General features: G+C 71.7%; 22 protein-coding genes and 1 pseudogene. 10 read left to right on the forward strand and 13 right to left on the reverse strand.

From position 1 onward, the window contains the following. Positions 1-61: 61 nt before the first annotated feature. Both QQM39_RS41825 and QQM39_RS41830 read right to left on the reverse strand, forming a co-directional pair. Positions 62-844 (reverse strand): pectate lyase, encoded by a 783-nt coding sequence (locus QQM39_RS41825; RefSeq protein WP_302002786.1) that lies wholly within the window; start codon positions 842-844, stop codon positions 62-64. 32 nt (positions 845-876) lie between these two features. Beyond that, positions 877-1857, reverse strand: coding sequence for a polysaccharide lyase family 1 protein (locus tag QQM39_RS41830; RefSeq protein ID WP_302002787.1), 981 nt, complete (start codon positions 1855-1857; stop codon positions 877-879). Between the two features lie 427 nt (positions 1858-2284). Here QQM39_RS41830 and QQM39_RS41835 point away from each other — a divergent pair. From QQM39_RS41835 to QQM39_RS41845, 3 genes and pseudogenes are all read left to right on the forward strand, one after another. Beyond that, positions 2285-3273: pseudogene (locus tag QQM39_RS41835) on the forward strand (non-reducing end alpha-L-arabinofuranosidase family hydrolase). A gap of 32 nt (positions 3274-3305) precedes the next feature. Beyond that, a complete protein-coding gene (locus QQM39_RS41840) occupies positions 3306-4628 on the forward strand; it encodes a PHB depolymerase family esterase (protein WP_302002788.1) in 1323 nt (440 codons plus the stop codon). A gap of 191 nt (positions 4629-4819) precedes the next feature. Then, complete coding sequence (locus tag QQM39_RS41845) at positions 4820-9169, forward strand: cation-translocating P-type ATPase (protein WP_302002789.1); 4350 nt, start codon at positions 4820-4822, stop codon at positions 9167-9169. 129 nt (positions 9170-9298) lie between these two features. Here QQM39_RS41845 and QQM39_RS41850 read toward each other — a convergent pair whose 3' ends face one another. Further along, entirely contained in the window at positions 9299-10378 is a 1080-nt protein-coding gene (locus tag QQM39_RS41850; RefSeq protein WP_302002790.1) for an NADH:flavin oxidoreductase/NADH oxidase, read from the reverse strand. A 132-nt stretch (positions 10379-10510) separates the two neighbouring features. On the opposite strand from QQM39_RS41850, the gene QQM39_RS41855 reads away from it, so the two are divergent. After that, a complete protein-coding gene (locus QQM39_RS41855) occupies positions 10511-10864 on the forward strand; it encodes a helix-turn-helix transcriptional regulator (protein ID WP_302002791.1) in 354 nt (117 codons plus the stop codon). Here the strand turns inward: QQM39_RS41855 and QQM39_RS41860 are convergent. Both QQM39_RS41860 and QQM39_RS41865 read right to left on the reverse strand, forming a co-directional pair. After that, positions 10784-12196 (reverse strand): nucleobase:cation symporter-2 family protein, encoded by a 1413-nt coding sequence (locus QQM39_RS41860; protein ID WP_302002792.1) that lies wholly within the window; start codon positions 12194-12196, stop codon positions 10784-10786. The two genes, QQM39_RS41855 and QQM39_RS41860, sit on opposite strands and share 81 nt — an antisense overlap. An 81-nt stretch (positions 12197-12277) precedes the next feature. Continuing rightward, positions 12278-13621 carry an FAD-dependent oxidoreductase gene (locus QQM39_RS41865; protein ID WP_302003910.1) on the reverse strand — a complete coding sequence of 448 codons (1344 nt, stop codon included), beginning with the start codon at positions 13619-13621 and terminating at the stop codon, positions 12278-12280. Between the two features lie 244 nt (positions 13622-13865). Between QQM39_RS41865 and QQM39_RS41870 the strand changes: the two genes are divergently transcribed. Then, entirely contained in the window at positions 13866-14324 is a 459-nt protein-coding gene (locus QQM39_RS41870; protein ID WP_302002793.1) for a DUF6214 family protein, read from the forward strand. A gap of 36 nt (positions 14325-14360) precedes the next feature. Here QQM39_RS41870 and QQM39_RS41875 read toward each other — a convergent pair whose 3' ends face one another. Further along, on the reverse strand, positions 14361-15053 hold the full coding sequence (locus tag QQM39_RS41875; RefSeq protein ID WP_302002794.1) for a DUF305 domain-containing protein: 693 nt from the start codon (positions 15051-15053) through the stop codon (positions 14361-14363). Positions 15054-15115: 62 nt separating this feature from the next. Between QQM39_RS41875 and QQM39_RS41880 the strand changes: the two genes are divergently transcribed. Further along, entirely contained in the window at positions 15116-16618 is a 1503-nt protein-coding gene (locus tag QQM39_RS41880; protein ID WP_302002795.1) for an LVIVD repeat-containing protein, read from the forward strand. Here QQM39_RS41880 and QQM39_RS41885 read toward each other — a convergent pair. The 4 genes from QQM39_RS41885 to QQM39_RS41900 form a co-directional block, all read right to left on the reverse strand. Continuing rightward, positions 16606-17292 carry a TetR/AcrR family transcriptional regulator gene (locus tag QQM39_RS41885; protein WP_302002796.1) on the reverse strand — a complete coding sequence of 229 codons (687 nt, stop codon included), beginning with the start codon at positions 17290-17292 and terminating at the stop codon, positions 16606-16608. The two genes, QQM39_RS41880 and QQM39_RS41885, sit on opposite strands and share 13 nt — an antisense overlap. A 164-nt stretch (positions 17293-17456) precedes the next feature. Continuing rightward, positions 17457-18167, reverse strand: coding sequence for an HAD family hydrolase (locus QQM39_RS41890; RefSeq protein WP_302002797.1), 711 nt, complete (start codon positions 18165-18167; stop codon positions 17457-17459). A gap of 67 nt (positions 18168-18234) precedes the next feature. Then, positions 18235-18906 (reverse strand): phosphatase PAP2 family protein, encoded by a 672-nt coding sequence (locus tag QQM39_RS41895; protein WP_302002798.1) that lies wholly within the window; start codon positions 18904-18906, stop codon positions 18235-18237. Between the two features lie 138 nt (positions 18907-19044). Then, positions 19045-19584, reverse strand: a complete 540-nt coding sequence (locus QQM39_RS41900) for a DUF5134 domain-containing protein (RefSeq protein WP_302002799.1) — start codon at positions 19582-19584, stop codon at positions 19045-19047. Positions 19585-19752: 168 nt separating this feature from the next. On the opposite strand from QQM39_RS41900, the gene QQM39_RS41905 reads away from it, so the two are divergent. Further along, positions 19753-21204 carry an FUSC family protein gene (locus QQM39_RS41905; protein ID WP_302002800.1) on the forward strand — a complete coding sequence of 484 codons (1452 nt, stop codon included), beginning with the start codon at positions 19753-19755 and terminating at the stop codon, positions 21202-21204. Beyond that, the gene (locus QQM39_RS41910) at positions 21201-21737 is read left to right on the forward strand and encodes a MarR family winged helix-turn-helix transcriptional regulator (protein ID WP_302002801.1); all 537 of its coding nucleotides are present in this window, start codon (positions 21201-21203) and stop codon (positions 21735-21737) included. Before QQM39_RS41905 ends, QQM39_RS41910 begins: the two co-directional genes overlap by 4 nt. A gap of 15 nt (positions 21738-21752) precedes the next feature. Here the strand turns inward: QQM39_RS41910 and QQM39_RS41915 are convergent, their stop codons facing one another. Next, positions 21753-22517, reverse strand: a complete 765-nt coding sequence (locus tag QQM39_RS41915; protein ID WP_302002802.1) for a VOC family protein — start codon at positions 22515-22517, stop codon at positions 21753-21755. On the opposite strand from QQM39_RS41915, the gene QQM39_RS41920 reads away from it, so the two are divergent. Next, positions 22516-22749 (forward strand): hypothetical protein, encoded by a 234-nt coding sequence (locus tag QQM39_RS41920; RefSeq protein ID WP_302002803.1) that lies wholly within the window; start codon positions 22516-22518, stop codon positions 22747-22749. The two genes, QQM39_RS41915 and QQM39_RS41920, sit on opposite strands and share 2 nt — an antisense overlap. A 1-nt stretch (position 22750) precedes the next feature. On the opposite strand, the gene QQM39_RS41925 is transcribed toward QQM39_RS41920, so the two are convergent. Continuing rightward, the gene (locus tag QQM39_RS41925; RefSeq protein WP_302002804.1) at positions 22751-23143 is read right to left on the reverse strand and encodes a VOC family protein; all 393 of its coding nucleotides are present in this window, start codon (positions 23141-23143) and stop codon (positions 22751-22753) included. A gap of 70 nt (positions 23144-23213) precedes the next feature. Here QQM39_RS41925 and QQM39_RS41930 point away from each other — a divergent pair, with 70 nt between their 5' ends. Next, positions 23214-23765, forward strand: coding sequence for a GNAT family N-acetyltransferase (locus QQM39_RS41930; protein WP_302002805.1), 552 nt, complete (start codon positions 23214-23216; stop codon positions 23763-23765). A gap of 15 nt (positions 23766-23780) precedes the next feature. Here QQM39_RS41930 and QQM39_RS41935 read toward each other — a convergent pair whose 3' ends face one another. Further along, positions 23781-24464, reverse strand: a complete 684-nt coding sequence (locus tag QQM39_RS41935; protein WP_302002806.1) for a glycerophosphodiester phosphodiesterase family protein — start codon at positions 24462-24464, stop codon at positions 23781-23783. Between the last annotated feature and the right edge of the window lie 131 nt (positions 24465-24595).

The raw sequence follows: 24595 nt of genomic DNA on the forward strand, positions 1-24595 counted from the left end.
GCCGTGCGGGGGCGCTTCGAACGACCGCCTTCACCGTGGGGGGTTCGCCTGCGGCTGTCGGCTACCTGTAGGTGATGTTCGACGTGGAGTACAGGCAGTTCGTGCTGTCCGGACCCGTACCCACGGCTGTGGTGTTGTTGTACTTCTGGCAGGGGATGACCTTGCGGCTCGCGTCGTTGAGGATCGTGATGCCGCGCAGCGTCGCCACGTCGCCCCGGTTGACGTTGATGCCGACGAGGCGGGCGGTGGAGCCCGTGCCGGTCACCTCGATGTTGCTGAGGTTGACCTTGCGCGTGTACTGCGTGGAGCAGTCACCGCACGAGCGGTACAGCGTCTTGAACTCGCTGACGGCGAAGTTGGAGATGTTCACCGTGCCGGGCCCGTTGTGCTGGAAGACCTTGTCGGCCGCCTTCTTCGCGCCTCCGCCGATCACGTTGTACGTGGAGCCGCCCCGGAAGGTGGCGGCGTCCTCGCCGACGTCCTCCCACCACACGTTCTGCAGCGTGCAGTTGCCCTCGCAGTGGATGCCGTCCGCGCCGGGCGCGCCGATGATGACGTTCTTCAGCGTCGCGCCGGCCGCGAGCTTGAAGATCGGGTCCTGGCCCTCCTCCTGGCCGTCACCGGCCAGGGCCCCGGTGCCGTAGAACCGCTTCATGCCGTAGTCCTTGGTGCCGGACACGGAGATGGTGGAGGAGGTCCCCTGGCTGCCGTTGGGCGTCGGCCAGGTGGCGGCGCTCGCCGGCGGTGCACCGATTGTCGTGATCATGACAGACGAAAGGGCGAGTGCGGCCAGGCCGCCGGTCAGTGCGCGCCGACGGGCGCGGGGCTTTGCTGGTGAAGTCATGTCCCGGATGCCTTCTTCCAGTTGGGGGGTGGTCAGATCTTTCCGGTGCCCGCGCCGGACGTCACCGAGGCGACGACGGTGGACGCGGACTCGGCGGTGTAGCTGTAGGGCGGCGTGGTGAAGGTGCCGGCCCGGGAGATCTCGGTGGCGGCTCCGCCGAGATCGTTGCCGCGCAGATTGGCGTAGCCGTCCACGTCACTGCTGCGGTTCGTGGTGACGGCGATCTTGGTGTCGCGGAAGACGTTGTTCTCCACGAGCATCTGCGCGCCCATGCGCGAGTGGCAGGCGGTGTCCGCGCCGGCCACGTAGTTGTTGTAGAAGTGCCCGGTGCCGAAGCGCAGACTGGGGATGCGCGAGTAGACGTTGCTGAAGTGGTTGTGGTGGTACGTCACCTTCAGGTGGCCGGTGTCCTCGCTCGCGTTGTTGTCGCTGTGACCGACGAGCGAGCCCTTGAAGTGGTCCTTGAAGGTGTTCCAGGACACCGTGACGTTGTCCGAGCCGTGGTTGATGTCCAGCAGCCCGTCGTAGTAGTCCTTGTCGTGGTCACGGTCGGCCGAGAAGGAGTTGTGGTCGATCCACACCTTCGTCGACGCCTGGACCGTGATGCCGTCGGCCGGCGCCACCGGCTTGCTGATGTTCAGGTTGCGGACCACGACGTTCGTGACGTTCTTCAGCCGCAGCCCGCCCCCGGTGAACCCCGACGACGAACCGACGCCCAGGACCGTGGTGTTGGAGCCGACGTCGACCTGACCGCTCAGCGAGATCAGTCCGTTGACCCGGACGACCTTGGCCGAGTTGCCGGTGACCGCGGTCTTGAAGGCGCCCAGCGTCGAGACCGTCACCGCCGAGGCGCTGCCGCCACCGGTCGTCCCGGCACCGAACCCGACCGGTGAGGTCTCGGCGGCTCCGGCGGGCTGCGGCAGGACGAGGACGGCGGCGGTGGCGAGAGCGGCTGCGGCCGCCGTCACCAGCGCGGTTCTTTGCGGGCGTGCACGTGGGGGGAGAGTGCGCATGCGGGTGCGTCCCTTCAGAAGGACTTACTCGATCGTGTACGTGAACGATGTGCGTCATATAGAACGCCGCGCGCGGACAGGATGACCATGTGGGGGTGCGGCGATGCGGCTCGGTCAGCCTGCTGAACGGAACGTAAAGGGCAAGCGCTTTCTGGTCAACGCTTTGCGCAAAAGAATCCAGTCAGCCCTGGTAGGAGGTAGGGGCTCTCTTCGTGCCCGGCGAGGGAGCGCCTCCCGCCCGGTGTGGGAGCGCTTCCATGATGAGCGTGTCCATGCCACGATGCCCTCCGGACGCTTTCCCTGCGAGAGGGCGAGTCCATGCCGACTCCACATATGCGTACGTTGATCAGCGCGCTGGCGCTCACTCTGCCGGCCTTCGGCCTCGTGGCCGTATCCCCCGGACCGCGCCGCCGCCGGCGGCCCACGGGTGGACCGGGCCGGACCGTTGCCCGGCTCCTTCACCTGGTCGTCCAGCGGACCGCTGATCGCGACGAAGCCGGACGCCACGCATCCGGTCGTCTCGGTCAAGGACCCGACGGTGTTCCGCCACAACAACCGCTGGCACGTCTACATGACGACGGCCGACACCTCCGGGCGATGGAGCCTGGCCCACACCAGCTTCACCGACTGGTCCCAGGCGGGCACCGCACCACAGAGGTTCCTCGACACCAACCCCGACATCGGCAACCGGTACGTCGCCGCTCCCCAGGTGTTCTACTTCCCGCCGCAGAAGAAGTGGTACATGGTCTACCAGACCCCGCTGCCGAGCTTCTCCACCACCGACGACCCTCGGATCCGGGCAGTTGGAGCGCGCCGCGGAACTTCTTCGACGCCGAGCCGCCGATCGTCACGGAGAACAAGGGCCCGGGCGGCCGGCTCGACTACTGGGTCATCTGCGACGACACCGGCTGCCATCTGTTCTCCTCCGACGGCAACGGCCACGAGTACCGCTCGCGCACCACGGTCGCCGAGTTCCCGAACGGCTTCCGCGACACGACCGTCGTCCTGTCCGAGCCGAACCGCTTCGACCTCTTCGAGGGGAGCAACGTCTACCGCCTCGGCAGCGGCGGCAAGTACCTCATGCTCGTCGAGGCGCTGGCGACCGGCTCCGACTGGCGGCGCTACTTCCGCGCCTGGACCGCGGACCGCCTGGGCGGCGGGTGGACACCACTGGCCGAGACCGAGGCCACCCCCTTCCTCCGGTCCACCAACGTGACCTTCGGGCCGGGACAGCCCGCGTGGACCACGGACTTCAGCCACGGCGAGATGATCCGCGACGGCGTCGACCAGACCCTCACGATCAACCCCTGCCGCCTTCGGTTCCTCTACCAGGGGATGGACCCCGCCTCCAGCGGCGACTACTCCCAACTCCCCTGGAAGCTCGCCCTGATGACCCAGATCAACAGCTCCTGCTGACCGGTACCGACAGCGCCAGAAGGGACAAGGACGTGCCCACCCCCACCGGCACCGCCGTGAGAAGACCGCTCCACGCCCTACTCGTCGCCCTCGCAGCCCTCCTGCCGCTGCTGGCGGCACTGCTCGTCACCGCCCCCGCGGCCGCCGCCCGCACCGAGGCCGCCGACGTGGTCCCCACCGCGACGCTCACCGAGGTCACCGACTTCGGCACCAACCCCAGCAACCTGCGCATGTACCTGTACGTGCCGGACAGCGTCACCGCCAACCCGGCCGTCCTGGTGGCCGTGCACTGGTGCACCGGTTCCGGCCCGGACATGTACAACGGCACCGAGTACGACACACTCGCCGACCAGTACGGCTTCATCGTGCTCTACCCGTCCGTCACCCGCAGCAGCAAGTGCTTCGACGTCTCCTCGCCGCAGGCGCTCAAGCGCGACGGTGGCAGCGACCCGGTCGGCATCAAGTCCATGGTCGACTGGGTCACCCGCACCTACGACGCCGACACCGGCCGCGTCTTCGCCACCGGCATCTCCTCCGGCGCGATGATGACCAACGTCCTGCTCGGCGACTACCCCGACGTGTTCGCCGCGGGCGCCGCCTTCTCGGGCGTCCCCTTCGGCTGCTTCGCCACCACCGACGGCTCCGAGTGGAACAGCGCCTGCGCGAACGGCACCGTGACGCACACCCCGCAGGAGTGGGGAGCCCTCGTGCGGGGCGCCTACCCGGGTTACACCGGCCCCCGCCCGCGCATGCAGCTGTGGCACGGCACCGAGGACGACGTCCTGCGCTATCCCAACTTCGGCGAGATGATCAAGCAGTGGACGAACGTCCACGGTGTCAGCCAGACCCCGGCCGCCACGGACACGCCCCAGTCCGGCTGGACCCGCACCCGCTACGGCGGCACCGGTGACCGGGCCCCCGTCGAGGCGATCAGTCTCCAGGGCGTCGGCCACAACCTCTACAGCCAGGGCATGGCGGCCCGGGTCCTCGCCTTCTTCGGCCTCGACAGCGGCGGCCCCGCACCCCAGCCCCAGCCCGGCACCTGCAAGGTGAGCGCCACCACCAACGCCTGGAACACGGGCCTGACCGCCTCAGTCACGATCACCAACACGAGCACGACGGCGATCAACGGCTGGCAGCTCGGCTTCGCCCTGCCCGCCGGGCAGACGATCACCAACGGCTGGGGAGCCACGTACACTCCGGCCTCCGGCGCGGTGACGGCGACCAGCGCCTCTTACAACGCGGCGCTCGCACCAGGGGCGAGCGTCAGCATCGGCTACCAGGCGAACCACACCGGCAACAGCGCGGCGCCGGGCGCCTTCACGCTCAACGGGACGGCCTGCACGACAGGTTGATCTCCGCGGACCGCCGCGGGCGGGGGCCGGCGCCTCAGGCCGTCGCGATCCGCCCGCCGCACGCGACCAGCCCTCGCCGCGGGTGCCCCGGGAAGGTGTCCGGGGCACCTGGGGGCGGATGACATGCCAATTTGCGGGAACCCGGGGCCCACGAAAGGCGATGTCACCGTACGACCGGCCGAGGGCGAGCGATGGTTCTGGGACTCCTCACACGCACAGTCACACGTCCGGCGGCCGCCGCGGCCGGACTGGTCGCGGCCGGCCCCCGGCTGCTCGCCAGAGGAGCCGCCCCCGCGGTGGGAGCCGCCGCGGGGGCCGTGGCAGGGACCGCCCGGGCAGGCGTACGGGGCGCCGACTCCGCGGCGCGGGTCCTGCGGGTCGCCCGCAACACGCTGCCCTTGCGCCCGCACCCCTGGAGGTCCGGCACCCGGATCCACCTCGCACTGCGGCCCGCGGCACCGGACCGCGTACGGCGGGAGGGCGGGACGGAACGCGTGGCGCGCCGGGTCGCCGCAGCGCTGCTGGAGCGGCCCGACGTGGCTCTCGCCTACTGGGACGGCGGCCTTGGCCGACTGGTGGTGACCGCCGTCGAGGAGTCCGTCAGCGACCGAGTGGTGGAGAAGGCGTCCGAGATCGCGGCCCGGCACGGCCTGGCCCAGACGGACGAGGCGGTGGAGGAGATCCCGCACCCGGCCGACCCCGCCGGAGTGCGGGCGGCCGCCGCGACACTCGCCGCCGACGGCATCGGCATCGCGGCCGCGTTCATCGGATACTGGCTGCGCCTGCCGACCACGCCAAGGGCGGTGACCGCGCTGGTGACGCTGGCGCGGGAGAACCCGCGCTTCCGCGGCTGGCTGCGCGCGCGGCTCGGCCGCACGCGCATGGATCTGGTGCTGGCCGTCGTGAACGCGGCCGTCCACGGCGCCGGCCGGACCCCGACCGCGCTGGTGCTGGACGGTTCGCTGCGCTCCCTGCAACTGGCGGACACGGTGGCGCGCGCGGCCGCGTTCGACATGGTCCACGACGAGATCTGTGTGCCCGAGCGGTGCAGCGTGGCCGGGGATCACTGCCCGCGCCCGCCGCTGCGCACCTCCCCGGCCCAGGAGTACGCGGCGCACGCCGAGACCGGCAGCCTCGTGGGCGCCGTGGCCACGCTGCTGGTCAAGCACGACGGCACCGAGGCGGCCGAGGCCGTGCTCGCGGGCTCCCCCAAGGCCGCCCGCTACGGGCCCGCCGCCTTCCACGCCGTACTGAGCTGCGCGCTGTCCCGTACGGGCGTCCTGGTGCGGGACCCCGAGCGGCTGCGGCAGCTGGAGATGGCCGACACGATCGTGCTGCACCCGAGCGCGTTGCGGACCCACGGAGCAGGGGCGGACCCCTGGGCGGAGACCGTGCTGGACGCGGCCCGGCGGGCGGGCCTGCGCGTCGTGATGGTGGACGACCCCGCCCTGGCCGATTTCACGAACCTCGCCGACCAGGTGGTGAGCGACGAGCGGTCGCTGAGCGATGTGGTGAACGGGTTGCGCGCCGACGACGGCGTGGTCGTCACGGTCGCCCGGCCGGGGGCGGGCGACGAGGACGTGTTCGACGGGCTGCTCGCCGGCGATGTGGCCGTCGCCCTCACCGACGGCGACGGTGCCCTCGTCTGGGGGGCGGACGTGCTGGCCCCGCACGGACTGGCCGACGTGTGGCGGCTGCTGCGGGCGGTCCCCGCCGCTCGCGGGGTCGGTCGCAGGTCGCAGGTCCTGGCGCGGTCCGGGGCCGCCCTGTCCGGGCTCCTGGTGGCCATCGGCCAGTCCGAGCGTGGCCGCCGTACGCCCTGGCCCGGGCTCCGTCACACACCGGTGGACGTGAGCGCGGCATGGGCCCTGCTGACCGGCGTGCGAGCGGCCCTGGGCGTGGCGGTGGCCCGGGCCCCGCACCCCCGTCCGCGCGTGGCCTGGCACGAACTGGAGCCCACCGAGGTCCGCGACCGGCTGGAGCACGAACACGAGGCAGAGCCGGAGCCGACCCTGTCCGAGCAGGTCACCGACCGTGCGCGCAAGACGATCAGCGCGCTGGGCGAGAAGCGCGCGCTGGCACCGGTGAGCGGGCCGCTGCGGCTCGCCCGGGCCGTACGTGGCGAACTCGACGACCCCCTCACCCCGGTGCTGGCCGTCGGCTCGGCAGCCGAGGCGATCCTCGGCTCCGTCGTGGACGCCCTGCTGGTCGTCGGCGCGCTCGACCTGAACGCGCTGGTCGGCGGTATTCAGCGGATGCGGGCAGAGCGGGCACTGTCCGGGCTGCTGGCGAAGCAGAAGCGGAAGGCACGCGTCACGACCGACGAACCGGAGCCCGAGCCGCACCTCGTGGACGCCGCCAAGCTGCGTCCGGGCGACCTGATCGAGCTCCGGGCAGACGACGTGGTGCCCGCCGACGCCCGTCTGGTGTGGACGGACGGCCTGGAGGTGGACGAATCCGCGCTCACCGGGGAGTCCCTGGCCGCCGACAAGGGGACCGACCCGACGCCGGACGCGGCCGTGCCGGACCGCCGCTGCATGGTGTTCGAGGGTACGACCGTGGTGGCCGGGCAAGCCCGGGCCGTCGTGGTGGACACCGGGGACCGGACGGAGGCCGCCCGGGCCGTGGCCCTCGCCTCCCGCAAGCCGCCGTCCGCCGGAGTACAGGCCAGGCTGCGGGAACTCACCGACAAGGCCCTGCCGTTGACCCTTGCGGGCGGCGCCGGGGTGACAGCCCTGTCGCTGCTGCGCGGCACGCCGATCCGCCGTGCGGTGAGCGGCGGCGTGGCGGTGGCCGTGGCCGCCGTCCCCGAGGGGCTGCCGCTGGTGGCGACCGTGGCACAGCTGGCGGCCGCCCGCAGGCTGAGCCGTCGTGGAGTCCTCGTCCGGGCGCCGCGCACCCTGGAGGCGCTCGGCCGGATGGACACCATCTGCTTCGACAAGACCGGCACCCTCACCGAGAACCGGCTGCGCCTGGTGCGCGTGACCGACGCCGACGGCACGGTCCGCAAGCCGGACGAGGCCGATGCCACCCTGCGGGTCGCGGCCCGCGCCTGCCCGCAGCTCAACGGCGGCTCCGACCGGCCCGTGCACGCCACCGACGAGGCCGTCCTCGACGCGGCGGGCCCCGACCCGGAGTGGACCCAGACCGAGGGACTGCCCTTCGAGGCCGGCCGGGGCTACGCCGCCGCCGTCGGCCGGGCCGAGGACGGCCGCCCGGTACTCGTGGTCAAGGGCGCCCCCGAGACGGTGCTGCCCGCCTGCGCCGGCCTGCCCTCGTCGGCCACGGAGACGGCGCAGAAGCTGGCCGGCGACGGGCTGCGCGTCCTCGCGGTGGCCCGGCGCCCCCTGGGCGAGGCGGCGGACGTCCTGGAACAGCCCCTGCAGGAGCTGGAGTTCACCGGCCTGCTCGCCCTCGCCGACGTCGCGCGCGACACGTCCCCGGCCCTCGTCGAGGGCCTGCGCAAGGCAGGCGTACGACCCGTCATGCTGACCGGCGACCACCCGCAGACCGCCCGCGCGATCGCCGCGGACCTGGGCTGGCCCGAGGACACCGGCGTGGTCACGGGCGACGAGCTGGCGTCCGCGGACCGGGAGGAACGCGCCCGGTTGCTGCGTGACATGGGTGTGGTGGCCCGGGTCGCCCCTGAGCAGAAGCTCCAGGTCATCGAGGCACTCCGGGACGCCGGCCGGGTGGTCGGCATGGTCGGCGACGGTGCCAACGACGCCGCGGCCATCCGGGCCGCCGACATCGGCGTCGGCATCAGCGCCCGCGGCTCCGCGGCCGCCCGCAACGCGGCCGACCTCGTCCTCACCGACGGCGACCTCACGGTCCTCATCGAGGCCGTCGCCGAGGGCCGGGCCCTGTGGCACAGCGTCGCCGACGCCATCGCCATCCTGATCGGCGGCAACGCGGGCGAGGTCGGCTTCGGCCTCCTCGGCACCCTCCTGTCGGGCGCGTCGCCCCTGTCCACCCGCCAGATGCTGCTGGTCAACCTGTTCACGGACCTGTTCCCGGCCATGGCGGTGGCGGTGACGCCGAAGGAAGAGGGCAGCGAGCCGGGCGGGGACGGTCACGCCGCCCCCGAGGGCACCGAGCCCGGCCAACGCGACCCCGCCACTCCCGAAGGCACCGAACCCCTCGGCACCTCCCTCCTCGGCGCACCCCTGATCCGCAAGATCCGGCACCGCGCCCTGACCACCACCATGGGCGCCACGTCCGCCTGGCTGATCGGCCGCTTCACCCCCGGCACCGCCCGCCGCTCGACCACGATGGCCCTGTGCGCGGTGGTCGGCACGCAGCTCGCCCAGACCCTGGCCGACCGCCGGGGCAGCCCGCTGGTCCAAGCCACCGCCCTCGGCTCCGCGGCCGCCCTCTTCGTCCTGGTCGAGACGCCCGGCCTCAGCAACCTGTTCGGCTGCACGCCCCTCGGTCCCCTCGCCTGGACGGGCGTCGCAGCCTCGATCGCGCTCGCGGTGACGGGCCAGCGGGCCGTGCCGTACCTGGAACGGGCCTTCATGCAGCATCTGCCAACGGGATGATCTCGACCGAGGCGAGTGTGCCCACCCAGGGGCGCGGGGCGGTGTCGATCTGCGGCTCCGCCGCGTGGGCGCGACCAGCCACCAACCCGCAGCCGCAAGACGAGACAAGCCACCCCGACGAGTAGGCGCTCAAACGGACCGATGGTACTGATCCGGCACGTGCACATCCCCGCCCAGCTCCCGCGCCGCGTGCCGGGCCCACGACGGACTGCGCAGCAACTCCCGGCCGAGCAGCACCGCGTCCGCCTCCCCGTTGGCGAGGATCTTCTCCGCCTGCTCGGCCTCGGTGATCAGCCCCACCGCGGCGACCGGCAACGTCGTCTCGGCCTTCACCCGCGCGGCGAACGGCACCTGGTAGCCAGGGCCGACGGGGATGCGGGCGCCGGAGGCGTTGCCGCCGGTCGAGACGTCGAGCAGGTCGATGCCATGGGCCTGGAGGTCGGCGGCGAAGCGGACCGTGTCGTCGGCGGTCCAGCCGTCCTCGTCCAGCCAGTCGGTCGCCGAGATACGGAAGAACAGCGGCTTGTCGTCCGGCCACACCTCCCGTACGGCGTCCACGACCTGGAGCGCGAAACGGGTGCGGTTCTCGTACGAGCCGCCGTACTCGTCGGTGCGGTGGTTGGAGTAGGGGGAGAGGAACTCGTTGATCAGGTAGCCGTGGGCGCCGTGGATCTCGGCGACCTCGAATCCGGCGGCGAGGGCACGGCGCGCGGCGTCCGCGAACTGCCCCACGACGTCCTGGATACCGGCGACCGTCAGCTCGGTGGGCACCGGGTGCCCGTCGGCGAACGGGATCGCGCTCGGCGCCACCGGCTGCCATCCGTGCGCGTCCGGCCCCACCGGCGCACCGCCCCGCCAGGGCTGGTCGGTGGATGCCTTGCGGCCGGCATGGGCCAGCTGGATCGCCGGCACGGTGCCCTGCGACACCAGGAACCCCGTGATCCGGCGGAACGCCTCGACCTGGGTGTCGTTCCAGATGCCCAGGTCGTACGGGGAGATCCGGCCCTCGGGGCTCACCCCCGTGGCCTCGACGATGATCAGCCCGGTGCCGCCGGCCGCGCGGGCCGCGTAGTGCGCGAAGTGCCAGTCGTTGGGGACGCCCATGCCGGGTCCCTGCGGTGCGGCCGAGTACTGGCACATCGGCGGCATCCACACCCGGTTCGGGATCGTCACGTCGCGCAGGGTGTAGGTCTCGAAGAGCGCACTCACGGCTCACTCCATTCGTCGCGGGGACCAGCGGTCGACTCGTACGATAGGCATCGTAGTACGGGAAGTGTCAAACTACGAGAGGTCTCGTACAATGAAGGAGCCCTCGAAGGCATCCGACGAAGTGGAGCCGCCGTGACCAGCCCCGCTGTGAGCAGCCGAGACCTCCCGCACCCCGCGCGCGAGGAGATCCGTCTGGAAGGCGTGCTGCACGCGCTCTCCGACCCCATGCGCCTGCAGATCGTGCGAGAGCTCGCCGCCGTCGGCGACGAGCTCTCCTGTTCGCACTTCGATCTGCCCGTGACCAAGTCGACCACCACGCATCACTTCAGGGTGCTGCGCGAGAGCGGTGTGCTCCAGCAGGTCTACCGGGGCACGGCCAAGATGAACGGCCTGCGCAAGGACGACCTAGACGGCCTCTTCCCGGGACTTCTCGACTGCCTTCTCGACGCCGCCGCCCGACAGGCCGTCCGCCTCGGCGGCGCCTGAACCGGCCTTCGGGCCGGCCTTTGAACCGGCCTTCGTGGGCAGGTGGTTGAAGAGCAGGTTCAGCACGATCGCCGTCAGGCAGCCCGCGCTGATCCCGCTGTTCATCACCGTCTGGAACCAGTCCGGGAACTTCGCGTAGACCGTCGGCACACCGACCGGCAGCACCCCCATGGCCACGGAAACGGCCACCACCGTCAGGTTGTTGTTGCCCTTGAAGTCCACCTCGGCGAGGGTCCTGAGCCCGCTCGCCGCCACTGTCCCGAACATCACGAGACCCGCCCCGCCCAGCACCGGCGCCGGTATCGCCGCCACCACCGCCCCCAGCTTCGGCAGCAGGCCGAGCAGGACGAGGATGGCGCCCGCGGTCGCGACCACCCAACGGCTGCGCACGCGCGTCATCCCGACGAGCCCCACGTTCTGCGCGTACGCCGTGTACGGGAAGGTGTTGAAGACGCCGCCCAGCACGGTCGACAGACCGTCGGCGCGCAGACCGTCCGAGAGGGAGCGCGGCTCGACCTTGCGGTCCGTCATCTCCCCGACGGCGATCAGGTCACCGGTCGTCTCGGTCATCGTCACCAGCGCCACCACCAGCATCGACACGATCGCCGAGAACTCGAAGGTGGGCGCCCCGAAGTGGAACGGCGTGCTGATCCCGACCCAGTCCGCGTCCCCGACCCCGCCGAAGTCCGTGAACCCGAACGGCACCGCCACCGCGAGCCCGACCGCGATGCCGATCAGCACGGCGACCCGGCTCAGGAACTCCGGCGCGAACCGCTGCACACCGAGCACCACCGCGAGCACGAACGCGGCCAGCGCGAGGTTCTTCGGCTCCCCGAAGTCGGGTGAACCGACGCCGCCGGCGGCCCAGTTGCCCGCGACCGGCAGCAGCGAGAGGCCGATGATCAGGATCACGGTGCCGGTGACGAGGGGTGGGAAGAAGCGGAGCAGCTTCCCGAAGACCGGCGCCAGCAGCACGATCGCGAGCCCCGCGACGATCACCGAGCCGTAGATCGCGGGCAGTCCGCCGCCCGTCGTACCGATCAGCACCATGGGCGACACGGCGGCGAACGTGCAGCCCTGCATGATCGGCAGCCGCACGCCGAAACGCCAGAAGCCGATGCACTGGATGAGGGTCGCTATGCCGCACACCAGCAGGTCGGCGGTGATCAGATACGCCAGGTCGGCGGGCGGGAGTTTCATCGCGCCGCCGACGATGAGGGGGACGGCCACGGCGCCGGCGTACATCGCGAGGACGTGTTGGAGGCCGAAGGCGGCCAACTGGCGTTTGGGCGGGATCTCGTCGACGGGGTGCGCGGGTGCGGTTGCTGTCATGGGCGAGACCGTAGGCTCCTTGAACAGATTGTTGATTTCGGGGGTGTTGCTGGTTCGTTTCTCCGTGCGGGTCGTGCGCCCCTAGAGGGCGTTCCCGTGGGCGGCGTTCATCAGTGACCGCCAGTCCGGGAGCTTCACCACACCCCTGCCCAGCGAAGCCCCGAGCTCCGCCTCCGCCCGCTCGATGGCGCACCAGCCCGCCCACTCGACCGGCTCGATGCCCTCGGCGCGCAGGGCCGTGAGCGTGTCCTCGGGCACTTCCTTCCGTACGAGCGCGGAGGCGTCCTCCAGCAGCGACGTCACCGTCTCCTTCGCGCACGGACGGTTGGTGCCGATGACGCCCGTGGGGCCCCGCTTGATCCAGCCGGCCACGTACTCGCCCGGCGCCACCGCGCCCTCGCGCAGTACGCGTCCGGCGAGATGCGGCACCGTGCCGGTCGCCGGGTCGAACGGGAGGCCTTCGAGGGGCACCCCGCGATAGCCCACCGAACGCAGCACCAGTTGCGCCTCGATGTCCTCGTACCGGCCCGTGCCCGTCACGCCCCCCTGCCCGTCGGGCGCCGTCCGCTCGAAGCGCACCGCGCCCACGCGACCCTCGTCGGCGAGGACTTCGACGGGGCGCAGGAAGAAGCGCAGCCGGATGTGGTGGCCGGTATCCCGTGCCGGGGCCTCGGCCCAGCCGCGCAGCACCTCCACGTTGCGGCGCTGCGGGGCGGGCAGGCCGGAGGGGTCGGCGTACGCCGGATCCAGCGCCAGCTCCGCCGGATCCACGGTCACTTCCGTGTCGGGCAGGGTGCCCAGCTCCCGCAGCTCCTTGGTGGTGAAGCGGGCCTGCGAGGGGCCGCGCCGCCCCACCATGCTGATGTCCGTCACCCGGCTCGCGGCGAGGGCGGTGAGCGCCGCCTGCGGCATGTCGGTGGGGCTCAGCTCCGCCGGGCCCCGCGCCAGCATCCGCGTGACGTCCACCGCGACGTTCCCGACGCCGATGACGACCGCCGAGCGCGCGCCGAGGACGAACCCGTCGTCGACGGCGTCCGGATGGGCGCTGTACCAGGACACGAACTCGGTCGCCGACCAGCTGCCCGGCAGGTCCTCGCCGGGAATCCCGAGGTGCCGGTCGGTCGCGGCGCCCACGCAGTACACGACCGCGTGGTACAGCTCCCGCAGCCGGTCGATCGGCACCCCGCCGGGTCCGACCTGGATGCCGCCGAGGAAGCGCACCCGCTCGTGCTCCAGGACCGTGCGCAGGTTGTTCTGGAGGGACTTGATCTTCTCGTGGTCCGGTGCCACCCCGTACCGCACCAGGCCGTACGGGCACGGCAGCCGGTCCAGGACGTCGACGAGCACGTCCGGATCCTGCTGTACGAGGCCCTGAGCGGTGTAGCACCCGCTCGGGCCGGAACCGACGACGGCGACACGCAGCACCACGGCGGAACTCCTTGTCCGAGGGGTCTTCGGGGATCTTCGGTGGGACCTTCCGGGATCTTCGGGGATCTTCAGGAGTCGCTCTCGAGTCCAGCATCGCACCGCGGCCGCTCCGCTGACAGGGTGCTGTGCGCCGGACGGGAAGCGTGTTCATTCGTATGGAATGTGATCATGAGGTTACGTTGCGTGTGTGCTGGAAGCATCCTTTCTTAATCTTTCCGATCGCTCTGCGACCGAGGGCGCCGTGTCCGTGTGGCCCGCGTGGGAAGTGCGGGACGACGCCGGAGCCACGGCGTGGTTCGGGGTCCGGCTGGAGTTCGGTGACGGCGCCCGGGTCGAGGCACTCGCCGTGGTGTGCGAGGGGTGCGTCTCCATCGAGGACGTACGGGCCGAGCCGGCGCTGTCCCTCGATGACCTGACGTCGCTCGCCGACTGGATCGAGGCTCCGCTCTTCGACGCGGTCGGGATCGGCGCCGAACCCGACCGGGAGGACCTCGGGCCGAACCCGGACCGGACGCTCTGGCCGGGGGGTGTCGAGGGGCAGTGGCTCGTCGCGCAGAAATATCGCGCGGCCCAGGAGGAGGGCGCCGACCCCGTCCTCGCGGTGATGAGCGCGACGGGACACGGCCGCCGCAAGTCACTCAGACTGATCGGCCAGGCACGCGACGCGGGCTTTCTGACCCGGCGCCGGGCGCGCCGCTGAGCACGCCTGGGCGAGGGACCGTACCGACCGGGTCCGTCAGAGCATGTCCCGCATCCGCGTGATCTCGCTCGTCTGCTGAGCGACCACCTCGTCGGCCATCTCCTCGACCTCGATGTTGTTGCCCTGCCCCTTCACGTCCGTGGCCATGGTGATCGCGCCTTCGTGATGAGTGATCATCAGGGTGAGGAAGAGCTGGTCGAACGCCGTCCCACGCGCGGCGCGCAGCTTCGCGAGCTGTGCCTCGGTCGCCATGCCGGGCATCGAGGTGTGCTCGTGGCCGTCGCTCTTCTCGGCCTTCGCGGCCTTGCCGTGGTTCGTCAGCCAGCCCTTCATGGCGGTGATCTCCGGGCCCTGCGCGGCGGCGATCCGCTCGGCGAGTTTCCTGACCTTCGCCGACTCGGCCCGGTCCGGGGCGAGTTCGGTCATCTTCAGGGCCTGGGTGTGATGCTCGATCATCATCCGCGCGTAGGCGACGTCCGCCGAGTTGGGGGAGTCGTCCTCGGCGCGCTGCCGTGCGGCCTCCTCGGCGGAGAGCATCCGGTTCGACTCGCCGGGCTTGCCCGGCACGATCACCGAAGGCCCGCCTTCCGTGGCGGACTTGCGGTCGGAGCCGGAGTCGCAGCCGCCGAGCACGAGCACGGTCAGGGCGGCCAACGTGGCTGTGGCGAGGGGCCCTTGGCGCAACAGCGTCTGCGTTACATCTTCATTGCCCCCTATTGATATGCGCATGACGAAGACGATACTCGGGCTTGCGTGCACCGTTCCAGTGCGAACGGACAAGGGAGGAAACAGTGATCCTGTTCAGCAGTCCCCGAACACGGCGCAGACGCCTGGCAGTCACCGCTGCCGCCGCCGGACTCCTGGCCGCGCTGCTCACCGCGCAGCCGGCCGCCGCGACCCCCGACCCGGGGGACGGCCCTGTCGCGGAGCAGGAGGTCTCCGAGAGAACCCGGGCCGAAGTGCGGGAGGCTCTCGCGGACGGCGAGATACCCGGTCAGGACGAGATCGTCCACTCCGACAACATCGAGCACGTGGCCAACGTCCCCAAGGACGCGCTGGCGGACACCAATTCGGACCTCGCCTTCCAGGGCAACTACGCCTTCGCCGGCAACTACGACGGCTTCCGCATCTTCGACATCAGCAACCCGAAGGCACCGAAGACCGTCGCCCAGGTCCTGTGCCCCGGCTCGCAGAACGACGTCTCCGTCTCCGGCGACCTGCTGTTCCTCTCCACCGACTCCTCGCGCAGCGACAGCAGTTGCAACAGCACCACACAGCCCGCGACCGAGAAGTCCTCGTGGGAGGGCATGAAGGTCTTCGACATCAGTGACAAGGCCGACCCGAAGTACGTCGCCGCCGTCGAGACCGCCTGCGGCTCGCACACCCACACGCTGGTGCCCGAGCGCCGCAACGTCTACGTCTACGTCTCCTCGTACTCACCGAACGCCACCTACCCGGACTGTCGGCCGCCGCACGACGGCATCTCGGTGATCAAGGTGCCGCGCAAGGCCCCCGAGAAGGCGGCGGTCGTGGGCTTCCCGGTGCTCTTCCCCGGTGAGGGCCCCGACGGCGGCGGCAACCCGGGTGCGCCCACCAACCCCGGCGTCTCGAAGACCACCGGCTGCCACGACATCACCGTGCTGCCGTCGAAGGACCTGGCTGCGGGCGCCTGCATGGGCGACGGCATCCTGTTCTCCATCGCCGACCCGGAGCACCCGAAGGTCATCGACCGGGTCCAGGACAACGTCAACTTCGCCTTCTGGCACTCGGCGACCTTCAACCAGAAGGCGAACAAAATCGTCTTCACCGACGAGCTCGGCGGCGGCAGGGCGGCCACCTGCAACGCGGAGATCGGCCCGAACCGCGGTGCCAACGGCATCTATGACGTCGTAGGCAAGGGAGACGGCCGCAAGCTCGTCTTCCGCAGCTACTTCAAGATCCCCCGCCACCAGGCGGACACCGAGAACTGCGTCGCCCACAACGGCTCACTGATCCCGGTCAAGGGCAAGGACCTCATGGTCCAGGCCTGGTACCAGGGCGGCGTCTCCGTCTGGGACTTCACCGACTCGGCCGCCCCGAAGGAGATCGCCTACTTCGACCGGGGCCCGCTCACCACCGACACCATCAGGTCGGGCGGCTCGTGGTCGGCGTACTACTACAACGGCTACATCTACTCGAACGAGATAGCCAGGGGCTTCGACGTCCTGAAGATCGACGACCGGCGCACGGACCCGGCCCGCTGGGTCAGGATGCGCGAGCTCAACGTCCAGACCCAGCCCGACTACTTCGGCTGACGGTCCGGGCGGCCGGGGGCGGCCCCGGTCGCGAAGAAGCGCGACAGATCCGCGTCGTACGTCCCGCCGGGCACGCCCCCCGGGTCCGGCGGGACTCCCATCTCCCACTCCAGCCCGTAGCGCTGGAACAGCTCGGCCCGCAGCATCGGCACGGGCATCGGCACGCCGGGCACCAGCGCCGAGAACACCGCGCCCATGAGCAGCGCGCGCAGCATCGGGTAGTCGGCGTCGACGTCCCGCGAGCCGTACCGTACGCAGGTGTCCCGCAACAGCTCGGCCAGGCGCCGCTGGTCCGGGCACTGAAAGAAGCCCTCGGCCTGCAGGATGCCCGCCATGTGCTGGCGCATCAGTACGGGCCGCTCCCAGGCCAGGCCCAGGATCGCGTCAATGGCCCGCGCCATCCGCTCCCGGCCGTCCTCGGTGCGCGGCTCGCGCTCCAGCGCCTCCTCCAGCGTGCGGTGCATCAGCCGGTGCACGGCGGCCTGCACCAGCTGACGCTTGCCGGGGAAGTAGTACGACACCAGGCCGCGCGCCGAGCCCGCTCTGTCCGCGATGTCGCCCAGGGTGGTGGCCTCGTAGCCGCGCTCGCCGACCAGTTCCGCCGCCGCCTGCAGAAGCCGCTCCCGGGAACGCTGCCGCAACTCTTCATTGACCGAGGCGCTGCGCGGGGACATGCTGTAACTCCTGCGTTGACTGGCTGCCAGCCAACTATACTCAACGCATCCGGCCCGGCCTCGATACGGCATGGTCGGGGTTGCCGTCTGCCCTGGGCGACGCGGGGGATCGTCCAGGGTGGACCCGGCTTGGACCCGGCTTGGATCCGGATCGTGGCCGGCGGCTACTTGTTCGCCCGCGGCACGGCGCTCACGAGATCCAGCACCGGCCGCAACCCGTCCGGCCGCTGTGCCGCCGGCAGATGGTCCACGAAGTGCACCGCGCAGCCCAGGGCCGCCGCACCGCCGTCCGCCCGCCGGTTGTCGCCGACCATCACCACGTCGCGCGGATCGGCGTCGAGTTCCGCGCAGGCGGCCGCGAAGAGCCGGGAGTCGGGCTTCTGGATGCCGTGCTCGTACGACAGCACATACGCGTCCACGTACGGATCGAGTCCGTGCTCCCGGAAGACCGGCCGCAGATCCCAGCCGATGTTGCTGACCACCCCGACACCGATGCCCCGCTCGCGCAGCGTCCCCAGCACCTCGGCGGCATCCGGGTACGGCGCCCACGCGGCCGGTGCCATGTGGCGGACGTAGAGCAGGTCGTGCAACCGGTCGTCGGGGAGCGGCACATGCCGGGAGAGCCCGGTGTAGGCGGCTCGGTGCAGCTCCGCGCTCTTGTCCCGCACCCCCCACACGCTCGCGACGTCCTCGGGCAGCCAGGAGGGATCGGCCCCGCCCGGCAGCGCCCCCATCGCCTCCAGCGCCTGCGCCGCCTCCACCAACTCGGCCTCGGCAAGCTCCATTCGGGCCTCGGCGAGCGCTCCGCGCAGCCAGGACTCGGTGGACTCGACACGGAAAAGGGTTCCGGAGAAATCGAACAGGACTGCGGTCATGGCGCGGATCCTACGGGGCCGCGTTCCACCGCGCCGGAAGATCGCCGCAACAGCACCCGTGGACGGTTCAGCTCTGCCGACGGGCGTGCACCCGCACCGCCAGCACCACGACCAACGCGCCCAGCAGCCAGCCGCCGACGACGTCCGTGGCCCAGTGGACCCCGAGCCACACCCGGGTCAGACCGACACCGGCCACGGAGATGGCGGCCACGGCGGCGGCCGTACGCCGCAGGGCGCGTTCGGCGCCGTAGTGGTGCAGGAGCCACAGCATCAGGCCGCACACGACCGTGGCCGTCATGGCGTGGCCGGAGGGGAAGGCGGCGTAGTGGGCGGAGTCCACGGGGTCGGGCCACACAGGGCGTGGCCGGTCGACCACGGCCTTCAGGGTCTGCTGGATCAGTGTGGCGAGCGCACATGTGGCCACCAGCCATACGGCCGTCCAGCGTGCGGCTCTGCGCCACACCAGCCAGATCGCGACCGTCGCGGCCAGGATGCGCATGGTCCACGGATCCCAGACCCAGTCCGTCAGAATGCGGAACGCGTGCGTGACGCCGCTCTCGTCGACCGCCCAGCGGTGCGTGGTCTCGGCGATGTCGCCGTCCAGGGTCATCAGCGGATACCACCGGACCGCGACCAGGGCGAGCAGCAGCACGGAGCACAGGGCCAGGCCACCGGCCCAGCGGGCGGTGCCGCGCTCGGCCGGCGGACGGGGCGGGGACTCGACGGACTGGGTGTGCATACTGCGATCCTCGCCGACCGACGGGGCGAGAGGCCAGCGGGGGGTGGGTTTGCGACGCCCGCCACAGTCGGCAGCCGTGTTCACCCGCTGTGGCGCCTGCGCCTGTTGGGGGGTGTCCGCGGTCCGCGGAGCGCCGTCTCAGAGGGGCAGCAGCATCGCCACCATCGCGATCCCCATGGACAGCCGGCAGGCCCGCGCCAGCTCCGGACGGTCGCCCCATCCGACACCCCCGCCACCGGCGGCCACGGGCGCCAGCCGGGCGCCGGACAGCAGTACGTACCCCATGAAGTACAGAAGCAGAGCACCCGTCACGAGCGGGACGCCGGAACCGCCGTGTCCGCCGTCGTGCCCGGGCGAGACGGCCATCGCGACCGCCATGTAGACCATGGCCGAGGCTCCCACCAGATGGTGCAGATGGTGTGCGCCCGCCCGCGCCGACCACAGGGCGTGCAGGGCGGCCGCGCCGAACACGGCCGCGTAGGCGGGCCAGGCCCACGACGGCGGCGTGAACGCCGCGGCGGGCACCGCCATCGCGGCCATGCCGAAGCCCATCAGGGCCTCGCCGCCCGCGGCCCGGCGCTGCTCCTCGACGCCGCTGCGCATCCGCAGCAGACAGTAGGCCCCGGTCGCCGCACACAGCGCGACCAGCAGCCAGCCGTGCGAAGCCGGTCCGTGCACGCGCACCCTCCCCGCTCGACGGTCTCGGACAGTCCGTCGATGCCCGGGCCGTGCGGCGCGCACGCGAGCGCAAGGGTGTACACGGGGAGCATTTGGCGGAGCACGGCAGGTCACCCAGTGTGTTTTACGAGGTGTTTTACGAGTAAAACACTTGCTAAGGTGATGGTCATGAAACTGGTGACGGGTACGAACACCCGCCTTCCGCTCGCCGGAGTGCTGCGCCTCGGCCGGCCCCCGGAGATCTGGTTCAAGCCCGCCCTGAGCGTGGTCGTCGCCGTCGCCCCGCCCAACCTCGCCCTGCTGGTGCTAGGTCGACTGGACCTGGCGATGTACACGATGGCCGGGTCCCTGTGCGCGCTCTACGCCCACAACCGCCCCTACGCCGCCCGGGCCCGCGCCCTGGCGTGGGTGGTGCTCGGCATGCTCGGTGGTCTCGCCTGCGCCCTGGTCGCCGCCTCCCTCACCCCCGATGCCGTCGTACTGGTCGCCGTGGGCGCGGTGCTGGCCGCCGTGCAGAAGGTGCTGTGCGACGCGACCCGCATCGGCCCGCCCGGCAACGTGGTGCTCACCTTCATCAGCTCCGCCGCCCTGTTCGCCCCGCAGTCCCTCGACCGGATCCCCGGCCACCTCGCGCCGGCCGCCGCGGCCGGCGCGTGGGCCTGGCTCGTCGGCATGGCACCCGGCCTGCTGCGACCGCACGGCCCGGAGCGCCGGGCCACCGCGGGCGCGCTGGAGGCGGCCGCCGCGTACGCCGGGACGGGGGGCACGGGCGAGGACAGCGCCCGGGCCCACGTCACCGCTGCCGCCGCCGTACAGGCCGCCCGGCAGTCGCTGCACTCTGCGGGCCGCCCCTCCGAGACCCGCCGCGCCCTCGAACGCCTCGTCGTCCGCGCCAAGGTCGCCCTCGCCGCCCCGGCCGACGCCGACCCCGGGCTTCTGCGCGGCTGGGCCCGGCAGGTGCGCGGCAACCGACCTGTGCCGGAGGTCGACGACCTCGCGGGCATCGGCACCCAACTCGCCTCACTGTCACTCCCGTTGTGGCGCCGCCTCGGCCCCCTCGCCCCGCTCGCCGTACGCACCGCCCTCGGCTGCGCCCTCGCCGGTTACGTCTCCCTCGCCCTGGGGATCGGCCGCCCCTACTGGGCCCTGGTCACCGCGGCATCCCTCTACCAGGCCAACCTCACCCTCACCTGGGGGCGTGGCGTCCAGCGGGTCGTCGGCAACCTGCTCGGGGTCCTACTGTTCGCCGCGCTGGTCCCCCTCGCCCACACCGGCGAGGTCGCCCTCGTCCTGTGCTGCCTGGCGCTCAACTTCGGCGCCGAGGCGCTGATCGGCCGCAACTACTGGCTCGGCAGCGTCTGCGTGACCCCCATGGCACTGCTCATCACCGAGTTCACCGGGTTCCAGAAACCCGGGCTGCTGATCACCGAGCGCGTCGTCGACACCCTGGTCGGGACGCTGGTCGGTCTGGTCGCCGCCGTGGCCGTACCGGAGCGGCGGTGGCAGCGGGTCGTGCGCACCGAGCGGACCGGACCCCGTACGCTCGCGGCGACGGGGCGGAGTCAGGGACCGCGCCCGGACCAGCGCACAGGCAACACGACGGAGGGCGTACGGCCATGACGGGGACCAACGGCGGGCCGACCGGGACGAGACAGGACACGGTGGCCGCCGTGGTCCGGCAGTGGCAGGCCGTCCATCCCGACCTGGACACCGCCCCCATGGAGATCATCGGCCGCATCAACCGCTGCGCCGCCCTCCTCCAGCAGGCCGAGGACGCCCCCCTGCGCCGGGCCGGCCTCAGCCGTCCCGAGTTCGACCTGCTCGGCGCGCTGCGCCGCACCGGCCATGAACTGACCCCCAGTGAACTCGCCCGCGAGACCTTCTCCTCGGGCGCCGCCGTCACCAAACGCCTCAAGCAGCTGACCGAACGCGGCCTGGTGGAGCGCCGCGGCGACACCCGCGACCGCCGCGTCGCCCACGTCCGCCTCACGGACGCGGGACGGGACCTGGTCGACGGCATCCTGCCCGAGCAACTCGCGTACGAGACAGCCGTACTGTCCGGCATGGACTCGCAAGGACAGGGCGAACTGGCGGTTCTGCTCGGCGAGTTGCTGGGCCAGCTGGAAGGGCGGCTGGGGGCGCTGCGCGGCTGACCGGGCCGGGGCCCGTCACTTCTCGTCGGCCGCCCGGTACACCCCGAACATCGCCCCCTGCGGGTCCCGCAGCACGGCGATGCGTGGTCCGTCGGGGACGGAAGTGGGCTCCATGAGGGCGGTGCCGCCCGCCTGAGCGGCGTCCGCGGCCGTCGTGTCCACGTCGTCCACGGCGAAGTACGGCAGCCAGTGCGCCGGCACCTCGTGCGGGAACTTGTCGTCCATCGTCACCATGCCGCCGAAGTCGGCGCCGTCGATGCCCCACTGTGTGTAGTGCTCGGAGGCGTTGACGCTCCAGCCGAACACCGTCGTGTAGAAGTCCACCGCCCGCTCGGGCTCCCGCGTCAGCAGCTCCACCCAGCCCAGCGAGCCGGGCGCGTTGAGCAGCCCCGCGCCCGGGAAGGCCCGCGCCTGCCAGAGCTGGAAGGCCGCGCCCGTCGGGTCCACGGCCACCGCGAAGCGGCCCACGTCGAAGACGTCCATCGGGCCGACCAGCACCGCACCGCCGGCCTGGGCCACCTGCGCGGCGGCGGCGTCCGCGTCCGGCACCGCGAACGACACGTTCCACGCCACCGGCTGCCCCTCCTGGTACAGCGGCGTCAGCGCGGCCACCGCCGCGTCCCCGAGGTGCGCGATCGAGTAACCGCCCGCTTCCTGGCGGGGGTCGGTCTCGGCGCGCCAGCCGAAAAGCCCCTCGTAGAACCGCTTCGCCGCGGCCAGGTCGTCGGTCCCGAGCTCGGTCCAGCAGGGTCCGCCGGACACCGGCTTGTCGAGCTTCATGGCGCTCCTTCCGCAGACAGACCCCTCCAGCACGCTAAGCCCCACCCCCGACCCCGGCCAACCGGCGAACCTCACGGGAGCCGGGCGCCGCCACCGCCGTACACCTATCGGCAACCCGCACATCGACCCGCCGGTGCACGGCGAGGGCCTGGAGCGCCGGCTGCTGGGGCAGACCGCCGACCGGCCGGGCCTGACCCGCACCGATCGCGGCTGGGAACACCGGCCGGGGTGACTCAGATCCCCGGTCGATACCGCAGCGGATGGTCCGCCGGCACCTCCACCAGCACGATCCGCGTCCCGTCCGGATCGGCGATCCACATCTCGACCAGCCCCCACGACTCCTTCACCGGCGGCCGCACGATCTCGACGCCCTTGCCGCGCAGCTCGTCATGCGCCGCCGCCACGTCCTCGACCTGCAGCCACAGCCGGACGGCCGGGGACGGCGGGGTCTCGGAGCGGCCGGAGACCTCCAGGAAGCCACCGCCGAGGAAGTACACGGTGCCGCGCTCCGGCCCCGTGCCGAACTCGCGGTGGACGGCGAGCCCCAACTGCTCGCCGTAGAAGACGCGGGAGCGCTCGGGGTCGGCGGGCTGGAGCAGGGTCCGTCCGCTCAGTACGTGCACCATGCGGCCGGAGCCTAGTCGCGCGTTACGCTCAGCGATGCCCGACCCGCGCCCGAGAGTGGAGATGCGCACCATGGAAACCGCTGCGACCCCCGCCGCCTCCGGACTCGTCTTCCGCGACGCCACCGACGCCGACGTGGACGCGCTGGTCGCGCTGATCGAGTCCGCCTACCGCGGGGACTCCAGCCGGAGCGGCTGGACGACGGAGGCGGACATCCTCGAAGGGCAGCGGACCGACCCGGAGGGCGTGCTGCAGGTCATCAAGTCGACCGACAGCCGACTGCTGACGGTCGAGCGGGACGGGCAGGTCGTCGCCTGCTGCCAGCTCGAACACCGCGGCGACCACGCCTACTTCGGGATGTTCGCGGTCAGCCCGGCACTCCAGGGCGCCGGCCTCGGCAAGGTGATCATCACGGAGGCGGAGCGGCAGGCCCGCGAGACCTGGGGCGCGACCGAGATGCACATGACCGTGATCTCCGTACGGAACGACCTGATCGCCTGGTACGAGCGGCGCGGCTACCGCCGTACGGGACGGATGACCCCGTTCCCGTACGGCGACGAGCGCTTCGGCATTCCGCAGCGCGACGACCTGCAGTTCGAGCTGCTGGTCAAGGAGCTGGCGTGACGTTCATACGGCTCGTCACGCCGTGAAGCGGGCGGTGCGTTTGATCTCGGGGTAGTCGGTGGTCGCGCCGTCCAGTTGCAGGGCCCTGACGAGACGCAGGTGGTCCTGGGTGTTGACCACCCAGCCGATGATCCTGAGGTCCGCCTTGCGGGCGTGCTCCACGACCTCCAGGGTGAGTCGGCGGATGTTCAGGCAGACCGTTTTCGCGCAGACCGCGACGGCGCGGTCCACGATGTCGGTGCCGTAGCGGCTGGCGATCAGCGCGGTCCGTACCCCGGGCACCAGACGGGCGATCTCGGCGACCGCCTCGTCGTGGAACGAGGACACCTCGACCCGGGAGACGAGGTCCCGCCCGGTCATCACCTCGGCGAGCGCCCGAGCCGCCGCGACGTCCTTGATCTCGGCCTGGAGCGGCGACCGCACCGCCTCCAGGACCTCTTCGAAGACCGGGACGTGCTCGCCGCGGCCCGCGTCCAGGGCGCGCAGCTCGGCGAGGGTCTTGTCGGCGATCGGGCCGGTGCCGTCGGTCGTGCGGTCCACGTCGGTGTCGTGCATGACGACGAGGGCGCCGTCCTTGCTCAGGTGGAGATCGAGTTCGATGGCGTCGAGGCCGGCCTGCTGGGCGGCGACGAAGGAACGGAGGGTGTTCTCGGGTTCGACACCCATGACTCCGCGGTGACCGATGGTAAGGAAGTTCAAGATTCAACTCGCTTCCGTCGACGGCGGCTCGGCGTGCACGCGAACCGGAGCGGACTATTCGCGCGGCAGTGCCGCAGCCTAGTGGCCCAGGCGCGTGATGAACCCCACGTGTACACAGCGTTTGCGGCGGT

Origin of the sequence: Streptomyces sp. DT2A-34 (assembly GCF_030499515.1) — a bacterium.
Taxonomy (GTDB): Bacteria; Actinomycetota; Actinomycetes; order Streptomycetales; family Streptomycetaceae; genus Streptomyces.